Origin of the sequence: Corallococcus terminator, assembly GCF_003611635.1 — a bacterium.
Classification (GTDB): Bacteria; Myxococcota; Myxococcia; order Myxococcales; family Myxococcaceae; genus Corallococcus; species Corallococcus terminator.
Genome location: NZ_RAVZ01000676.1, coordinates 1 through 1,505 on the forward strand (window position 1 = coordinate 1; position 1,505 = coordinate 1,505).

Below are 1,505 nucleotides of genomic sequence, written 5' to 3' on the forward strand. Positions count from 1 at the left end.
TGCCAGGGGGGCCGGCGTGGTGGCGACCGGGGCCGCGGTGGGTGCTGGCGCCGCGGCGGCAGCGCCACCTCCTCCGGCGAGCGAACGTTCCTGGGCACGGATGCGCTCCACGTCGGCGAGCGACACCACGCGGGTGCTCTCCTCCTCGGCGGGACCTTCAACGGTGATGACGTTCTGGCAGTTCTTGCAACGGACCTTGACCGTCTTGCCGCGGACCTTCTCGTCCGCAATGGAGTACCGCTTCTGGCAATTGTCGCAGGTGAAGTTCAAAGGGGTGTCCGGCTCTCGGGGGAAACCGACAAGGATGCTACCGCCAGAAATCCCCCGTGCAAACACACGGTTGACTCTGACCGTGGGCCCATCTATTCAGCCGCCCTCCCTTTTTTCTCTAGCTTCGATGAGGGTGGGTGCATGGCGGCGAAGGATCTCGGGAACAAGCACGTCTGCTTCAAGTGCGCGGCGAAGTTCTACGACTTGAAGAAGCCTGACGCCATCTGCCCCAAGTGCGGGGCGGATCAGAAAGATGCGCCGGCGCCCAAGCCTGAGGGCAAGCGCAGCCGCCTCGCGGCCACGCCGAAGATCATCGAGCCGGAGCCGGAGGAGACGCCCGCCGCCGAGGAGGACGAGGACGGCATCGAGGCCTTCGAGGACGAGGACGCCGAGACGCCGGGCGAACCGGCCGAAGACGAAGAAATCTAGGCTTCCCGCGCGGTTCGCGGGTTTCCAGGGCCCCCCGAGCTTGCTCGGGCGGGCCCTTCTGCTTTTCCGGCAGCCTCCGGGAGGCTTCCGCGGGGCGGGGGCTGGCATCGTGCCCACCCGCCCCAGTCCGTCAGGTGCGGCTCAGGCGCGCGGGGACGGAGCCACCGACAGCTCGGTCAACACGCGGCGGATGTGCTCGTAGAGGCCCTGCCCCATCTCCTGCATTCCCACGGGCCGCGCTCCCTTGCGACGAGCCCCGGGAGTCACCTGCTCGACTTCAGCCGGCGCCATCGGTCGTTTCCTGGGCTGATGCATGATTCGTCCCCCCTCGTTCGGAAGTTTCCAGCTTCCGAGAAAGCAATTTTGCCACCAAGACAGAAAATTGACCAGGGGCTGTGCTTCCAAGCCTTTATACGGCGCCCCGACCGACGATTGCCTCGGACTCCCGTCCTGACGCGACAGCCGTGTCAGGGAGGGCCTTCCTTGCCCGGGGGACCCTGACGGAGCGCGCCCACCTCGAAGGCCTGAGCGATCTGGACCGTCTCGCCCGCGCGGACGGTGACGGCCTGGGTGAGCGCCGGCAGGCGTTCGTGCCAGAAGACGAGGGTGTGGGAGCCTTCGGGTACCCGGAGCCGGAAGCGCCCGTCCGGGGCGGTGGTGGTGAAGTAGGGGTGGTCGAAGGTGCCGGCCACCACGCCCACCATCGCGGGCAGCTTCTTCTTGCGGATGACCTCGTAGCGGCGCAGCAGCGTGCCGTCCACGTTCGCGGCCACGTCCGCGCGGCGACCTTCCAGCTCCTTCACCTG

At 67.5% G+C, this 1,505-nt stretch carries 4 protein-coding genes; 1 reads left to right on the plus strand and 3 read right to left on the minus strand.

Annotation, left to right across the window (positions count from 1 at the left end):
• Window positions 1-270 (minus strand): zinc-ribbon domain-containing protein (locus tag D7V88_RS41420; RefSeq protein WP_208726760.1); only part of this gene is annotated, 270 nt, incomplete at its 3' end.
• A gap of 141 nt (window positions 271-411) precedes the next feature.
• On the opposite strand from D7V88_RS41420, the gene D7V88_RS41425 reads away from it, so the two are divergent.
• The gene (locus D7V88_RS41425; RefSeq protein ID WP_120545952.1) at window positions 412-699 is read left to right on the plus strand and encodes a TIGR02300 family protein; all 288 of its coding nucleotides are present in this window, start codon (window positions 412-414) and stop codon (window positions 697-699) included.
• Between the two features lie 141 nt (window positions 700-840).
• Here the strand turns inward: D7V88_RS41425 and D7V88_RS43740 are convergent, their stop codons facing one another.
• Together D7V88_RS43740 and D7V88_RS44045 are read right to left on the minus strand one after the other, a co-directional pair.
• Entirely contained in the window at window positions 841-990 is a 150-nt protein-coding gene (locus tag D7V88_RS43740) for a hypothetical protein (protein ID WP_167509925.1), read from the minus strand.
• Between the two features lie 176 nt (window positions 991-1,166).
• The coding region (locus D7V88_RS44045) for a peptidase associated/transthyretin-like domain-containing protein (protein ID WP_244238688.1) at window positions 1,167-1,505 on the minus strand (339 nt) is incomplete at its 5' end.